The 15,063-nt window shown below is 50.2% G+C and carries 12 protein-coding genes; 11 read left to right on the top strand and 1 reads right to left on the bottom strand.

The features are described from left to right. Positions 1–98: 98 nt before the first annotated feature. The 9 genes from DS731_RS20410 to tkt all read left to right on the top strand — a co-directional run bounded on the left by DS731_RS20410 (position 99) and on the right by tkt (position 11,387). Positions 99–737, top strand: coding sequence for a methylamine utilization protein (locus tag DS731_RS20410; RefSeq protein WP_150154339.1), 639 nt, complete (start codon positions 99–101; stop codon positions 735–737). After that, positions 737–3,070, top strand: a complete 2,334-nt coding sequence (locus DS731_RS20405; protein ID WP_119503041.1) for a putative bifunctional diguanylate cyclase/phosphodiesterase — start codon at positions 737–739, stop codon at positions 3,068–3,070. Before DS731_RS20410 ends, DS731_RS20405 begins: the two co-directional genes overlap by 1 nt. Further along, a complete protein-coding gene (locus DS731_RS20400; protein WP_119503040.1) occupies positions 3,067–3,903 on the top strand; it encodes a DUF3034 family protein in 837 nt (278 codons plus the stop codon). The genes DS731_RS20405 and DS731_RS20400 overlap by 4 nt, the downstream gene beginning before the upstream one ends. Continuing rightward, positions 3,897–4,313, top strand: a complete 417-nt coding sequence (locus tag DS731_RS20395) for a group I truncated hemoglobin (protein WP_119503039.1) — start codon at positions 3,897–3,899, stop codon at positions 4,311–4,313. Before DS731_RS20400 ends, DS731_RS20395 begins: the two co-directional genes overlap by 7 nt. A gap of 112 nt (positions 4,314–4,425) precedes the next feature. After that, positions 4,426–5,853, top strand: coding sequence for an Ada metal-binding domain-containing protein (locus tag DS731_RS20390; protein WP_232373434.1), 1,428 nt, complete (start codon positions 4,426–4,428; stop codon positions 5,851–5,853). Next, positions 5,846–6,316 carry a methylated-DNA--[protein]-cysteine S-methyltransferase gene (locus tag DS731_RS20385; RefSeq protein WP_232373433.1) on the top strand — a complete coding sequence of 157 codons (471 nt, stop codon included), beginning with the start codon at positions 5,846–5,848 and terminating at the stop codon, positions 6,314–6,316. The genes DS731_RS20390 and DS731_RS20385 overlap by 8 nt, the downstream gene beginning before the upstream one ends. Before the next feature lie 3 nt (positions 6,317–6,319). After that, the gene (locus DS731_RS20380) at positions 6,320–7,195 is read left to right on the top strand and encodes a DMT family transporter (RefSeq protein WP_119503038.1); all 876 of its coding nucleotides are present in this window, start codon (positions 6,320–6,322) and stop codon (positions 7,193–7,195) included. A 135-nt stretch (positions 7,196–7,330) separates the two neighbouring features. Then, the gene (locus DS731_RS20375; RefSeq protein WP_119503037.1) at positions 7,331–9,280 is read left to right on the top strand and encodes a glycoside hydrolase family 97 protein; all 1,950 of its coding nucleotides are present in this window, start codon (positions 7,331–7,333) and stop codon (positions 9,278–9,280) included. Between the two features lie 115 nt (positions 9,281–9,395). Further along, positions 9,396–11,387, top strand: coding sequence for a transketolase (gene tkt / locus DS731_RS20370; RefSeq protein ID WP_119503036.1), 1,992 nt, complete (start codon positions 9,396–9,398; stop codon positions 11,385–11,387). Positions 11,388–11,510: 123 nt separating this feature from the next. Here the strand turns inward: tkt and tal are convergent, their stop codons facing one another. Further along, the gene (tal, locus tag DS731_RS20365; RefSeq protein ID WP_119503035.1) at positions 11,511–12,464 is read right to left on the bottom strand and encodes a transaldolase; all 954 of its coding nucleotides are present in this window, start codon (positions 12,462–12,464) and stop codon (positions 11,511–11,513) included. 220 nt (positions 12,465–12,684) lie between these two features. Between tal and DS731_RS20360 the strand changes: the two genes are divergently transcribed. Both DS731_RS20360 and DS731_RS20355 read left to right on the top strand, forming a co-directional pair. Then, positions 12,685–14,343 (top strand): ribulokinase, encoded by a 1,659-nt coding sequence (locus tag DS731_RS20360; protein WP_119503034.1) that lies wholly within the window; start codon positions 12,685–12,687, stop codon positions 14,341–14,343. Continuing rightward, a complete protein-coding gene (locus DS731_RS20355) occupies positions 14,340–15,032 on the top strand; it encodes an L-ribulose-5-phosphate 4-epimerase (RefSeq protein WP_119503033.1) in 693 nt (230 codons plus the stop codon). Before DS731_RS20360 ends, DS731_RS20355 begins: the two co-directional genes overlap by 4 nt. The last annotated feature ends 31 nt before the right edge of the window (positions 15,033–15,063 follow it).

Raw genomic sequence — 15,063 nt, 5'->3', positions numbered from 1 at the left:
ATCAACTTTGACAAAATACCCTGCCACAGTTTGCGCGCTTTGACCCCATGGATTATGTTTAAAAGATAACCCATGCCCTGATGCCCGGTGCCGTGTTTATGCAGTTTAAAACCTTCGCGCTTACCTTAGCCGCTTATCTGTCATTGATTACCTGCGGCGTGCAGGCGAAAAACCTGACCATCGTCGACCCGGCTGGCAAGCCGGTGGTCAATGCCGTGGTCAGTGTGACTTCTGACAGCACTCCTGCAGCAGGCACAGCGGTCATGGATCAGGTCGACAAACAGTTCGTGCCTCACGTGCTGGCCGTACCTGCCGGTACGTCTGTTACGTTTCCAAACAGCGACAATATCCGCCACCATGTATACAGCTTTTCACAGGCGAAACCTTTCGAAATTAAGCTGTATAGCGGGTTGTCAGCGGATCCTGTGGAATTTGATAAACCCGGTATCGTCGCGCTGGGATGCAATATTCATGACCAGATGATTGGGTACGTCTATGTTTATGAAAATGCCCGGGTGTTTATCACTGGAAACGATGGCAGTGTTGTGATCCCCGACGGCGTTCAGTCCGTCACGTTATGGCACCCGGAACTGGATATTGTGCAAAGCCGGCAGGAAACGGTCAGTCTGGATGAGTCTGCCGGAAGTGAAATTGTTACCCTGACACTTAAAGCTACCATTCCGGCTGAGCCTGTGAAAAAGTCACGCACTTTCGGTAGTAAGAAGTTCGGAAACTGATGATGAGATCGTTGTCTCTGCGGCACAGTCTGTTTCGCATTCTGCTTGGCAGCACCGTGCTGACCGCAGGGTTGATTCTGCTGTCCGTCTGGAATGCCACTGACGACCTGGTTCAGCAGAATCTGGAAAAAGAGCTCGCCATCGACACTAATATTTTGCAGCACATTGTCGAGGAACGCACAAAGGCCCTTTACGCATCAACCAAAGCGTTATCCACGGCCTATGAATTCAGAGCCGCATTTGCCAGTTACGATCCGCCCACCATCAACAGTGCCCTGCAGACCATGGATGCCAGACAGGACTTTGATTTTCTGGTGATGCTGAATCTTCAGGATGAAACGATTACTTCCTTTCCGGATAATATTCTGGTGTCAGGTGATCGCTCCTTTGGCGAACGCTACCGCAATATAGACCCTAGTGAAATAACCCGTGATTACGTGTTTATGAATGACACCTTGTACCACGCCGTGGTAGCGCCGGTGGCGGCACCCAGAGTTATCGGATATCTGGGGGCGGCGTTTGCACTGGACGACAATTTTCTCGCCCTGTTAAGCGAGGTTGTGCAGGCCGAAGTGATCATTACGTCAGATGACAACAGTGCCCGTGTGCTGAACAGCAGCCTTCCCCATGATTTTGCGGCAAGGCTTATCGTGCGCAGCGACCGGGAAATTAACTGGTTCCGGATCATGGCGCAGGATGAAAGCCTGTATGAAGTCAGAGAACTGGAATTGCCGGGGATCGACCATATTCCGGTCAAAATTCGTATCGCGCTGGATGTCAGTGAGCAGTACCTGAGTGTGCTGGATCTGCAAACGGTGGTGATTGTCATTGCTCTGGGCATCATCGTGTTGTCGCTGGCTATTTCAATGGTGCTGGCCAGGCGGGTCAGCACGCCGGTCAACCAGCTGGTGACTGCTGTAAATGAAATTGCAGAGGGCCATTATCAGGAGCCGGTAAAGTCGGACGACAGAGTGTCAGAAATCGGCGAACTTGCCCGTGCATTTAACACCATGCAAGCCCGTATCCGTTCACGGGAAGATCACATTCTGTTCCAGGCTCAGCACGACATGTTGTCCGGGCTCTATAACCGGCATTTTGTTGAAGAAAAGCTCAACCAGCGCCTGGATGCCGGCGAAACGCTGCAAATCCTTGGTATCAATATTATGGGGATCCGTACCATCAACGATTTGTATGGTTATACCACCGGAGACTTCTGCATAAAAACCATGGCGCAGAGAACCCTGTCATGGCCCGGCATGGCGGCCAGACTCGCCGGCGGTGATTTTCTCTTCGTCCCCGACGTGCCGCTGGATGAAACTGCTATCGATGCCTTTCGTCAGCAACTGGAAGCACCGGTGGAGTTCGATGGTCTGGTGATCCCCATGAAAGTCTTTTTTGCTCATTTAAGTTGCCCGTCAGACGGAGATACCACCGAAGAGGTCTTCAGGAAAATTAATATCCTGTCGGATGAAAGTAAGCAACACGATCACTGGCTCATTGCATTTAAAGAAGAAATGCAAACCAAGTACCTGCGGCGTCTTACTATCATCACCGAACTGAAAAAGGTGCTTACCGGCGACCAGACAGAGCTGTCTATGGTTTATCAACCCAAAGTCCATTTACAAACGAACCGGGTGTGCAGCGTGGAAGCACTCATCCGCTGGAACAGTGCAAGTTTAGGATTTGTGCCCCCGGATGAATTTATCGGCATCGCCGAACAGGCCGGTCTGATTGAGCAGGTGACCACCTGGGTACTGGAGCGCACTTTAGACGACCTTGCGGGATTCCGGCAGCAGGGCTATGTTTTTTCTGTGGCGATTAATTTATCCACTCAGGATATTCAGCGCCCTGAGTTGATGCAGAGTCTGGCTGAAAAGATTGCCGCTAAAGGGCTTACTCCTTCTGATGTGGAACTGGAAATTACGGAAAGTGATTTAGTGGAAGATGCGGCGCTGGCAATCAGGAATCTGAATACACTTAAAGCCATGGGTTTTCATTTTGCTATTGATGATTTCGGCACGGGATATTCGTCACTGGCTTATTTAAAAACCTTACCGGTGCAGACCATCAAAATTGATAAGAGCTTCGTGCTCAAACTGGCCAGCGACGACAGCGATCAGCAAATTGTACGTACCGTGCTGAATCTGGCAGCTGTGTTTCATCTTTGTGTGGTGGCAGAAGGGGTAGAGGATGAACGCTCATTGCAAATTTTAAAAGACGGTGGCTGTGACATTGCACAGGGCTACTTCATCAGCCGGCCACTGACTGTACCCGCTATGTACGAATGGCTGGGTTCCACGCACTATGGTATACAACGAACGGAGACAACATGACATTGCTGCAACGGGTTTGTGTTTTGTTATTGAGTGTGTCACTGCCGGCGCTGGCCGGTTCCGGCAAGCTTACCGGTACTGCCGGTCTGAATCAGGTTGAGGGCAGTGGCGGGGGCGGTATTGTGCCCTGGGCCACCTTGTCCGGCTACGACACCGACAGCGAAGTGTCAGTCAATGCCTTTCTCACCCGCGTGAATCTGGACGATTACCGGTTACAGGTTGCCGGCGCCAGTGTGTCACTGTATGACCGCGTTGAGTTATCTGTTGCCAGACAAACCTTCGACCTGACCACCATCGGCGGAGATATTTCGCAGAACATCTACGGCGCAAAAGTCAGGCTGTGGGGTGATGTGGTGTATTCTGATTTACCGCAAATCAGTGCCGGTGTGCAGTTCAAAGAATTGCAGGATGATGATATTGCCTACGCCCTCGGCAGTGCCGACAACAGTGGTACCGACTTTTATGTGTCGGCTACTAAAGTGCACCTTGGCGCTGTGGCGGGTTACAACCTGGTGTGGAATCTCACCGCCAGAATGACAAATGCGAACCAGATGGGGTTGCTGGGCTTCGGTCACACAGCGGATGACGACTATGAAGTGATGATGGAAGGTTCGGTAGGGGTGCTGCTTAACCGCCATGTTGCCGTGGGAGCCGAATACCGGCAGAAACCGGATAACCTGGGATTGGGAGAAGAAGACTGGTGGGACGTATTCGTTACCTATATTCCTTCTAAATCTTTCAATGTCACCCTGGCGTGGGCAGAACTTGGCAGTATCGCCGGCGCACCGGATCAGAATGGCATTTACTTATCTCTCGGAGGCCAGTTATGGTGAAGTTGCTAACCGGTATTTGTACCCTGCTGCTTTTGAACGGGTGCGCCAGTCACAGTCAGACACTGTATTCAGAGCTTGGGGGGAAACAGAAAGTTGAGGAGATTGTAAATAACTTCGTGACTGAGATTGAATATGACCCCGTTATTCTTCCTTATTTTGAAGGCAGTGATATTGACCGCTTCCGCGCCAAACTGGAGGAGCAGATTTGTATGGTCAGCGGCGGTGGTTGCAGTTACACCGGTGACACCATGGAGCAGGTTCATGCCGGTATGAACATTACCGAAACCCATTTCAATCACACCGTTGATTTGCTGATTAACGCCATGGACAAATCCGGCGTCCCTCACCCCCTGCAAAACCGTCTGCTGGCTGAACTGGCAAAGATGCGGGGTCAGATGCTGTACCGCTGAGTTGTAAACCCGGCGCCACACCGTTTATCAGTGAGTGCCGGTTTCGTCGCACCCGGATGATGAAAATACTATACACTGCCTGCTATTGAAGATATTGGCAGGAGCACCGGCTTTGACCGTTACACCGATACAACCCGAAGATACTGAACGTTTCCGTCAGGCCCGCCTGTCACGGGACAGCCGCTTTGACGGCCAGTTTTTCGTTGCGGTGAAATCCACCGGTATTTTCTGCCGCCCGGTATGTCCCGCGCGGCTGCCTAAAGAAGAAAATGTGGATTACTATTATCACGCCGCACAGGCAATGCACGCCGGATTCCGCCCCTGTTTACGTTGCCGCCCCGACAGTGCGCCGTTATCGGGTGCATGGAATGGTGTGAATACTACCGTAAAACGTGCAGAAACCCTGCTGAGTGCCATTCCCCCGCAACCGGTAACGACAATTGCTGAACGGCTGGGTATTTCAGAACGTTACCTTCGCAAACTTATCAGTTCACGGCTTGGCATGCCGCCGGCACAGTGGCAGAAATATCAGCAACTCCTGTTCGCTAAACGGCTGTTACAGCAGTCTGATATGTCTGTGGAGTCTGTTGCCGCTGCCGCCGGTTTTGGTTCTGCCAGACGCTTGCAGGCTGCTATGAAACAAACCTGGTCTATGTCACCCGGCCAGATACGGGGAAGCAAAGCGTCAGGCCGGGATGTCACGCCGGTAATAAAGGTTATGTTGTATTATCGTCCGCCTTACAACTGGGAGCATGTTCAGCATTTTCTTTCCGGCCGTGCCATAGCCGGTACGGAATCGGTGACTGATAATACTTACCGGCGTGTATTCAGCGGCCCTGATGGCAAAGGAACCGTGGTGGCAGAGCATCAGCCGCAGCACTCTGCCTTTGCTGTTACGCTGGTCACTGATTTTCTGCAGGGAGCCAGAGCCGTTCTGGATAACCTTAGTCGTGTGCTGGATTTACATGCCGATCCTCACCTGATTAATCAGGCGCTGACAGCGGCCGGGATCCCGCCAGGCGACATTGTTCAGGGGTTACGGCTGCCCGGCGTGTGGAGTGAGTTCGAAGCCGGTTGCCGTGCAGTTCTGGGGCAGCAGGTATCGGTTAAGGCGGCAGTCAACAACGTGGCACTAGTGGTGAATGAGCTCGGAGAGACTGCCGGAGAAGGCAGAGCTTTTCCTTTACCGCAAGCGGTAGCCAGTAGCGAGCTTACTTTTTTGCGGATGCCCGGTGCCCGAAAGCAGGCGCTGCGTAATCTGGCCGGCTTTTATGCTCAGGAGGACCGCTTAACCGACGCTCAGGGTGACAAGGAAAGTACCTTACTGGCATTGAAAGGGATTGGTCCCTGGACCATTGACTATTTGATGATGCGGGGCGTGAGTGATCCCGACCGCTATCTGAGTGGTGATCTGATTGTCCGTAAGGTGGCAGACAAGCTCAATCCCGAACCGCAAAAAGCAGCGCCCTGGCGCAGTTACCTGACGTTACAACTTTGGCACATGGCCGATCAGCTAAAACAGGAAAAACCGGATGTATAATGAAACCCGGATGTATATTGAATCAATACACAGCCCTTGCGGAGTGGTAGAGGTTATAGCCAGCGAAAAGGGGATAACCGCTATCCGCTTCACAGAGTCTGACGACATCGCAGAAACACCGTCTGCAATGACATCGCAGGCTTGTGCCCAGTTACAGGAATACTTTGCCGGTAAACGGACAACCTTTGATTTACCCCTTGCCGCAGCCGGTACCACCTTTCAGCAACAGGTCTGGCAGGCATTAGTCAACATTCCCTATGGCAAAACCTGCAGCTACGGTGATATTGCCAGAGCAATCGGAAATCCCAAAGGTGTGAGAGCTGTGGGGCTGGCCAATGGCAAAAACCCGCTGGCCATCGTTGTGCCCTGCCATCGTGTGATAGGTGCTAACGGTAAACTTACCGGCTATGCCGGCGGACTGAACAGAAAACAACAACTATTAGCTTTAGAAGGAGCGCTGTAACGCATGTCAGCCAGAGATACGTTCGCCCTGGTAATACTGGGGGCGATTTGGGGTGGTTCATTTATCTTTATGCGGGTGGCTGCACCTGAGTTTGGTGTATTTGCACTGGTGGAAGTCAGAACCGTAATGGCCACGCTGATCATGTTACCGTTTTTGCTGGCCGCAGGAGGATGGCGGGATATCCGGGCTCACGGCTGGAAAATTGCTTTTATCGGTTTAACCAATACGGCAATACCCTTCGTGCTGTTCAACTATAGCAGCCTGTATCTGGAAGCCGGAATTAATGCCATTTTGAATGCCACTGCGCCTATGTTCGGTGCTCTGGTGGCACTGTTGTGGCTGGGAGATAAATTGCGCCTGTCTTCTCTGGCCGGACTGCTCACCGGATTTACCGGCGTGGTGGTATTAAGCGCACATAAAACCGGCAGCGGTGACGTAAGTATTGTGCCAATTCTGGCTGCCTGTTCCGCTACTGCCTGCTACGGTGTGGCAGCCTGCGCCATGAAAAAATGGTTAAGCGGTGTGCGGCCTCTGGTCGTTGCCACCGGCAGTCAGATATGGGCATCCCTCTTCCTGCTACCGTTTTCCCTGGCAACTCTGCCCGAAGCCATGCCATCTGCCATTGCCTGGGTGAATGCGCTGGCACTGGCAGCAGGCGGTACCGGCATTGCGTACCTCCTGTATTTCCATCTCATCGCCAGTGCCGGTCCGGCCAAAGCCATATCTGTCGGCTATCTGGTCCCCTTATTCGGCATCATCTGGGGGATATTATTCCTCAACGAAACCCTGTCCCTGCAAACCATGACAGGTGGTGTGCTCATCCTCTTTGGGGTGGCGTTGACTACCGGCGTTTTGGCGCGATTAAGGAAAGCCGGGTGATACTTTCTGTCACGTAACTACCGGATGCGCATTTTTACTCTGAACCTGCATTTGTAAAATAAATGTTTTGACATTGATATATTCTTGAATAATCGTAATACAATATTATTAATTGTGTGTAGAGCAAGGAATATAATGAACAAACATTACGCAGGGATATTACTCGCATGTTTTTCGGTAAATGCGCTGGCTGCGCTGCCCGTCACGTTGAAAAGTCCCGATGGCCGGATATCGGTGACGGTAGACAGTAAAGATAACAAGCCTGTTTATTCCGTTTCATATCAGGATAAGTCCTTTCTTGAAACATCAGAACTGGGACTGAAAACCTCACTGGGAGATATCTCAAAGGATCTGACTTATCTTAGTCATGAAACCGCGAAGTACGATGAGCAATACACGATGCATAATTCAAAAGTAAGTGATGTGCATTATGTGGCAAATGGTATGACGGTGCGGTTTGCTGCTCAACATGATCTCGCGCTGGATGTGGAATACCGTGTTTCAAATCGCGATGTGGCATTCAGGTATCGTTTATCCGGGCCGGAAGATTTCACACGGGTGAAAGTGTTAAGCGAAGCCACTACGTTCAATTTGCCTGATGATGCCACCACGTTTATTACGCCGCAGGCATTGCCGGAAACTGGCTGGATGCAAACCAAGCCAAGTTATGAAGAACCATATACCTTCGATGAACCTGTTGGCACACCCTCTGCCAACGGCGTGGGGTACACCTTTCCTGCTTTGTTTAAAAACGCAGATAAAGGTTGGATATTGATATCAGAAACTGGCGTTGATAGCCGGTATGTAGGTGCCAAATTGGCTGAAGGTAGCAAGCAGGGTGTGTATCCCCTTGCCTTTCCTCAGGAGGGTGAAAACGCTGGTATCGGCGGGACTTATGCCGCGATGGCAATGCCGGCCCAAACGCCCTGGCGAACAATTACTCTGGGTGACACCCTTGCCCCTGTTGTCGAGACAACCGCGTCTTTTGATTTAGTGAAGCCTTACTACGAACCGTCGATGCCTTATCAGATGGGCAGAGCGACGTGGAGCTGGATAGTCTGGCAGGACGACAGCATCAACTATGACGACCAGATAGCGTTCATCGACCTTGCCGCGTCACTTCAGTTTGAATACGTACTCATTGATAACTGGTGGGATCAGCGTATCGGACGGGACCGTATGGAAAGTCTGGTGAAGTATGCAGCAAAAAAAAACGTGGGTGTTCTGCTGTGGTACAACTCCAATGGCTGGTGGAATGATGCACCCCAAACACCGCAAAACAGAATGAATACAGCGCCTGCCCGCAGAGAGGAAATGCAATGGCTGCAATCCATCGGCGTAAAAGGGTTGAAGGTTGATTTCTTTGGTGGTGACAAGCAGGAAACCATCAAGCTGTACGAGGATATCATTACTGATGCGAATGATTACGGGCTGACCATTACGGTGCATGGCAGTACGTTGCCCCGTGGTTGGGAGCGGATGTATCCGAATTTCGTGACATCGGAAGCGGTACTGGCATCGGAAAACCTGGTGTTTCATCAAACCTCGCTGGATCAACATGCCTACAATGCCACCATTTTGCCGTTTACCCGAAATCCGGTCGCGGCGATGGATTTTGCACCTGTGTTCTTTAATAAGCGTCTCTCCAGAGATCAAAAAGCCGGCACGAAACGTTCAACCACCGATGCTTTTGAACTGGCAACGGGTGTGCTGTATTTCTCTCCGGTTCAGCATTTCGGGGTCACGCCCAATAACCTTGAGGAACAACCTGACTTTGTCATTGATGCGTTAAAAAGCATGCCTACAGTGTGGGATGAGACAAAGTTTGTCTCCGGTGAACCCGGTAAGCATGCAGTCCTGGCCAGACGCCATAAAGATAAATGGTATGTCGCTGCTGTAAATGGAGAACCGGAAGCGAAAACGCTGGAAGTTTCACTACCGATGCTTAAAGGAAAGCCGGTGCAGGTTATTTACGATAAACCTGACAACCGTGCAGGGCTGAGTAAAACAGAGATCCCCGCCTCCGGAAAAATCAACCTGGAGTTGAATGCAGAAGGCGGTGCGCTAATCATTTATCAGCACTGAATAAAGAGGCTTAACAGATGCGCTGTTAAGTCTTTTTACGCTTTTTAAAGGTTGTATTTACACATTAACTTTGTCATATTAATTATAATATAATAGTAACAAAGTGAAGAGAAATATGACCTTTACCGGCACCCCTTCAGCCAATGCCATCCGTGCACTGGCTGTAGACGCAGTTCAAAAAGCAAAATCAGGACACCCCGGCGCGCCCATGGGTATGGCAGACATTGCCACCGTGCTCTGGCAGCAATTTTACAATCATAACCCTGCCAATCCTGAATGGGCAAACCGTGACCGTTTTGTGTTGTCCAACGGCCACGGCTCTATGCTGCAATATGCATTGTTGCATTTAAGCGGCTACGATTTACCTATAGAAGAGCTGAAGCAATTCCGTCAGTTGCATTCAAAAACACCGGGTCACCCCGAATTCGGTTATACGCCGGGCGTAGAAACAACCACTGGGCCGCTAGGAGCCGGTATTGCTAATGCCGTAGGCATGGCAATCGCTGAGAAAACTCTTGCTGCGCAATTTAATAAGCCGGAATATGACCTGGTGAGCCACTATACCTACTGTTTCTTAGGTGATGGTTGTCTGATGGAAGGGATTTCTCACGAGGCCTGCTCACTGGCAGGTACATTAGGGCTTGGGAAACTCATAGCATTTTACGACGACAACGGCATTTCCATTGATGGTCATGTGGAAGGCTGGTTTACCGATGATACGGTGAAGCGTTTTGAAGCCTATGGCTGGCATGTTATTGCTAATGTCGATGGTCACGATGCTGCCGCTATCAGTGCAGCTATTGAGCAGGCTCAAAGCGAAACGACTAAGCCGACGCTTATATGCTGTAAAACCGTGATTGGTTTCGGCTCGCCTAACAAGTCTGGCAGCCATGATTGTCACGGCGCCCCTTTAGGTGATGACGAAATTGCGCAAATGCGTACTTTCCTGAAATGGGAACATGCCCCGTTTGAAATCCCTGACGCGGTGTATAAAGAATGGGATGCAAAAGCCTCTGGCGCTCAAAAAGAAGAGGCGTGGCAGTCATTGTTTGCCCGTTACTGCGAAGCGTACCCTGAGGAAGGAAAAGAGTTTACACGTCGCGTCATTGAAAAATCCCTGCCTGCTGATTTTGATAAGCATGCAGATGAGTTCGTGATGTCGTGTCAGGAAGCATCGGAAGGGATTGCTACCCGTAAAGCGTCACAAAATGCTATTGGCTTTTTCGCCGGGCAACTACCTGAGTTACTTGGTGGTTCTGCCGATCTGGCGGGTTCGAACTTAACCTTGTGGCCCGATGCAAAAGGCTTGCAGGATGATCCTGCCGGTAACTACATCTATTACGGTGTGCGGGAATTCGGCATGAGTGCAATTATGAATGGTATTGCACTACATGGCGGTTTTGTTCCTTACGGGGCGACATTCCTGATGTTTATGGAGTATGCGCGAAATGCCGTACGCATGGCGTCATTGATGAATGCAAAAGACATCTTTGTGTACACCCACGATTCTATCGGCCAGGGAGAAGATGGGCCGACTCACCAGCCCGTTGAACAGATGGCAAACTTACGGATGACGCCGAACTTGTCTACCTGGCGTCCGTGCGATGCCACAGAGACCGCTGAAGCATGGCGTCAGGCATTGAAAAAGAACGGACCCTCTGCGCTTGTGTTCTCCCGTCAGGGCACCACAGCTATGCCACGGAACGAAGGGCAAGTTGGTGACATCGCCAAAGGCGGTTATGTTCTGAAAGATGCTGCCGATCCTCAAATCATACTGATTGCCACAGGGTCTGAAGTGGGAGTCACTATGGAAGCGGCCGCAGTATTAGAAAGTGAAGGTCTGTCAGCACGCGTGGTGTCTATGCCTTCCACATCGTACTTTGATGCACAGGATAAAGCATATCGTGAAGCAGTATTACCGGCGTCTGTGCCTAAACTGGCTGTGGAAGCAGCCCATGCTGATTACTGGTACAAATATGTAGGACACACAGGAGATGTAGTTGGTATGACTACCTTTGGTGAGTCTGCGCCGGGCGGTGTGTTGTTAAAGCACTTCGGCTTTACCGCTGAAAATATCGCTGAGAAAGCGAAAGCGTTACTAGTTTAAACCATTTCTATCCGGTAAAGCGTCTTCAGGGAAACCTGAGGGCGCTTTTTTGTGGCATAAAAAAAGCCCTTAAAAAAGGGCTAAAGGTTGGGTTCTGCATGTCTGCAGAAAGGGTAACTACTTCTAATTTGCGAGGTGGCTGAGCAAAGACTCAAGTTCTTCCTGGTCCAGGGCGAACTGACGAATCCCTTCACTTAGTTTTTCACTTGCCATTCTGTCTTCGTTCATTTGCCAGCGAAAATCGTGTTCTGTCAGCGCCTTGTCCTGAGGCACTACATCTGTAGCAGGCGATAGTTGTCGTACAAGAGGTGTGTCTACGCCGGCCAGCTCGTCAAGAAGGGCGGGACTTATTGTCAGTCTGTCGCAACCGGCGAGAGCGGTGATTTCATCAATGTTTCTGAAGCTGGCACCCATGACAATAGTGCTGAATCCATGGCTTTTAAAATAGTCGTAAATGGCTTTTACAGACTTCACACCGGGATCTTTTTCTTTTTCAAAATCACCTTCAGGATGATTTGCTTTGTACCAGTCAAGAATTCGCCCGACGAAAGGTGAAATTAAATAGGAGGAAGCTTCCGCACAAGCTCTGGCCTGAGCGAAACTGAACACAAGAGTAAGATTGCAATGAATGCCTTGTGATTCCAGAATCCGTGCAGCCTGAATGCCTTCCCAGGTGGCTGCAATTTTTATCAGTATGCGGGAGGTATCTACGCCCTGTTCTTCATACAGGCTAATGAGTGTTTTCGCTTTTTCAACAGTTTCCATGGTGTTGAAAGACAAGCGTGCATCTACCTCTGTAGATACCAGACCCGGTACCTGAGATAACAGCTTTTCGCCTATCAGAACAGCCAGTTTATCGGCTGCGATTTTAACCATATCACCGGTCGTATTCTGTTGCTTTGCCCACTCAATGGCTTCTAATCCGAGGGAACGGTATTTTTCCAGCTTCATGGCTTTGAGTAACAGAGACGGGTTGGTTGTCGCATCCTGAGGCTGATATTTCTTCAGCGCCTCAAAATCTCCGGTATCGGCAACTACTGTTGTCATCGTTTTAAGTTGTTCTAACTGACTTGTCATGACCTTCCTTAACATATTAAATGATAAATAAATCTGAAATTTCTGTCCTTTGCTCCCGTAAACCCTCTTTTTAGTATGAAATTTAGCCTTTATAAGCAGGTGAGAGCTAAACCGGCCTGTTAATATTATTTTTATATTACCTTTACAACCCGACATTGTTGATATTATCATACAAATAAATGCAATGACTATCGTTGTTAACAATCATTGAAAGGTAATTATGTCTCGCTATACGTTGGGACTGGATTACGGCTCTGACTCGGTTCGCGCATTACTTGTTGATGTGACAACCGGCGCCGAATTAGCCAGTCATCTAATCAATTATCCACGTTGGGCTGAAGGGCGTTATTGCGAACCCTCCAGAGACCAATATCGTCAGCATCCTCAGGACTACATCGATAGTCTGATCGCGGTTGTTCGCGGGTTATGGGAACAGGTGCCTGCCGGTACAGCTGAAAAAGTCATTGGCATGAGTTTCGACACGACAGGCTCAACGCCCGTTGCGATTAATGAGCAGGGCGTGCCTCTGGCGCTGACTGACTCATTCAAAGAAAACCCGAATGCCATGTTCGTGCTGTGGAAAGACCACACAGCAATCAAGGAAGCCAAGGAAATTACTGAGGCAGCGAACAATAACGATGTGAACTATTTGTCTCACATGGGTGGCATTTATTCATCGGAGTGGTACTGGGCGAAAGCACTGCATATTTTCAGACAAGATCAGGCCGTGAAAGAAGCAACTTACGCATGGGTTGAACATTGCGACTGGATGACGGCTTTAATGTGCGGCACAACGCATCCCGACAAGCTAACGCTGGGACGCTGTGCAACCGGCCATAAGATGATGTGGAACGAAGCGTGGGATGGTTTTCCGCCGAATGCATTTTTTACCGGCATCGATCCGTTGCTGGATGGCATGGTGAACAATATCAACCCCGCTACCCGCGCCAGCGACGAAGTGGCTGGACAGTTAACAACCGAGTGGGCTGATAAATTAGGCTTGCCTGCTGGTATCGCGGTGGGGTTTGGTGCATTTGACTGCCACATGGGGGCGGTTGCAGCCAATGTGCGGCAGGGCGTTCTGACCAAAGTCATGGGTACGTCTACGTGCGATATCACGGTGACATCAAAAGCACACCTGGGCGATACCTGTGTGAAAGGTATTTGCGGTCAGGTAGACGGTTCAGTGATTCCGGACATGATTGGTCTTGAAGCCGGTCAGTCTGCTTTCGGTGATCTTTATGCATGGTTTAAAAACGTCGTATTGTGGCCAACACGACAGTTGCTCTCTGAACTGACTGACTCCGGTCAGATTGATCTGGTTAAACGTATTGAAGACAGTGCGCTGATACGTCTTTCTTCGGCCGCTGCACAACTGCCAGTGAAAGCCACAGACGTGACCGCATTAGATTGGGTGAATGGTCGCCGTACTCCCGATGCAGATCAAAGCGTGTCTATGGCCATTACCGGTATCAAGATGGGTACCGACGCTCCGCAATTATTCAAAGCGCTGGTAGAAGCCACAGCATTCGGCGCGCGCGCCATCACCGAACGTTTCCGTAACGAGGGTGTGCCCATTGAATCCGTTGTTGTTATCGGCGGTATCTCGAAAAAATCAGACTACGTAATGCAAACCTGTGCAGATGTCTGGAATTGCCCGATTGACGTGCTGGAAAGCGAGCAAAGCTGTGCCCTTGGCGCTGCCATTATGGCTGCTGTTGCCGCTGGTGCTTACGAAACAGTGGAAGCCGCGCAGGCAGTGATGGCGTCTCCAGTATGTAAACAGTACTTACCCAATCCGGAGCGTGCAGGAATTTACGATGAACTGTACCGGAAATATCAAACCCTGGGTGCCTATGTAGACGGAGGAAATCCATGAGTTACAAGGAACTGAAACGTGAAGTGTTTGAAGCCAATATGGAGCTTCAACGCCGCAATCTTGTGATTTACACCTTCGGTAACGTGTCACAAATCGACCGCGATAAAGGGGTTGTAGCGATTAAACCCAGCGGTGTGGCTTATGAAGACATGAAGCCTGAAGACATCGTTGTGGTTGATTTGGAAAACAACATTGTTGAGGGCACGATGCGGCCTTCATCTGACACCAAAACCCATACGCATTTATACCGTGCTTTTGACAGCATTGGTGGTGTTACTCATACCCACAGCACCTATGCCACTGCGTGGGCTCAGGCTAAACAGAGCATTCCGTGCCTGGGGACTACCCACGCTGATTATGTATATGGCGATATTACCTGTACCCGTGAACTTACGGATGAGCAGGTAAACGGTGATTACGAAGAAGAAACCGGCGTGCAGATTACCGATGCCTATGCAGACAGAGATCCCGCTGAAGCACCCATGGTGATTGTCGCTGGTCACGCCCCCTTTACATGGGGAAAAAGTGCTGCCCAGTCGGTGTATCACGCCGCATTACTCGAAGAGATTGCCAGAATGGCCTACTTAACGCGCACGCTGGATCAAAATGCAGCGCCGTTAAAACGGGCGGTTATGGACAAACATTATTTACGCAAACACGGCAAAAATGCCTATTACGGCCAAAGCTGATAAGCACCGTGACGATAGAGAGGATTTAAAT

Origin of the sequence: Alteromonas sp. RKMC-009, assembly GCF_003584565.2 — a bacterium.
Classification (GTDB): domain Bacteria; phylum Pseudomonadota; class Gammaproteobacteria; order Enterobacterales; family Alteromonadaceae; genus Alteromonas.
The sequence above is the reverse complement of the archived record's forward strand: the minus strand, read 5'-3'. Positions and strand labels throughout refer to the sequence as shown.